This window comes from Vibrio sp. Vb1755 (genome assembly GCF_033338635.1).
Classification (GTDB): Bacteria; Pseudomonadota; Gammaproteobacteria; order Enterobacterales; family Vibrionaceae; genus Vibrio; species Vibrio alginolyticus.
Window position 1 is genome coordinate 1 of record NZ_JAWOTA010000159.1, and the last position, 1,378, is coordinate 1,378.

A 1,378-nucleotide genomic window follows, 5' to 3' on the forward strand; every position below is an offset into this window, starting at 1 on the left:
TTTAATAACTAAGCCATCTATTGAGTATAGCTGCTTATCAAAAAGTGAAACGATAAATGAATTCAGCTAGGTACTCTGCATTGTGTCCATTGCAATAGATACGCAACGATGCGCTATATTAGCAGAAAAAGTGTGATCTTCATCATTGTTGGTGTTTCATAAATGAGAATGAATGAGTTCATCAGTTCAGTGCTCATGTAATTTGAGAATAAAAAACGGCGCTTTAAGCGCCGTTTTTAAAGGGATGAAGCGGTGTTAAGAAGCTTGCTGATTGTCTAGTTCTTCACCAAGAAAACCGCCAGTTTGGTGTGCCCAAAGCTGTGCGTAGATGCCGTTATGAGCGATCAGCTCTTGGTGCGTGCCTTGTTCTACGACGTTACCTTTGTCGAGAACGATTAAGCGATCCATCTGGGCGATGGTCGACAATCGGTGTGCTATTGCAATCACGGTTTTGCCTTGCATGAGCTCGTTCAAGCTTTCTTGGATAGCCGCTTCGACTTCTGAGTCCAGAGCTGAAGTTGCTTCATCCAGTACCAACAGCGGCGCGTCTTTCAATAACACACGAGAAATAGCGATACGCTGACGCTGACCACCAGACAACTTCACGCCTCGTTCGCCAACTTGCGCATCGTAGCCGACATTGCCAAATGGGTCTGTCAGTGTTTCGATGAACTCGTGAGCGTGCGCTTGTTTCGTCGCTTTAAGCAGTTCCTCTTCTGAGGCGGTTGGGTTGCCGTACAAGATGTTATCTCTTATTGAACGGTGCAAAAGAGACGTATCCTGTGTCACCATACCAATTTTCGAGCGCAACGAATCTTGCGTGACGTCAGCAATGTTTTGACCGTCAATCTTAATGCTGCCTTCTTCCACATCATGGAAGCGTAACAGCAAGTTCACCAACGTGGATTTGCCTGCGCCAGAGCGCCCAACCAAGCCGACTTTTTCGCCAGGTTTGATGTCGAGATTCAGATGGTTGATGACGCCTTTGTTTTCACCGTAATGAAAGCTGACGTTATCGAACTGGATGCCACCTTGTGATACGACAAAGTCTTTCGCATTCGGTTTGTCTTGGATATCGATAGGTTTGGACAGTGTTTTCATGCCATCCACGACAGTACCCATGTTTTCAAACAGGGCTCCTACTTCCCACATGATCCACATCGACATGCCGTTAACGCGCAGCGCTAGGCTGACCGCAATAGCAATGGCACCGACGCTAATCGCGCTGTCCAACCACAGATAAATCGACAAAGCCGCGACGGAAAACACCAAGATGTAGTTGGAGATTTCAACCGCCACGTCAAAGCCCGTAACCAAGCGCATTTGACGATAAACCGTGTTGAGAAATCCTTTCATGCCTTGTTCGGCATATTGGGTT

General features: G+C 46.9%; 1 protein-coding gene. It reads right to left on the reverse strand.

Going from position 1 to position 1,378, the window contains the following annotated elements; translation table 11 throughout:
• Positions 1–255 precede the first annotated feature (255 nt).
• Positions 256–1,378: ABC transporter ATP-binding protein (locus R7E00_RS23500; RefSeq protein WP_318124638.1), on the reverse strand; the 1,123-nt coding region annotated here is incomplete at its 5' end.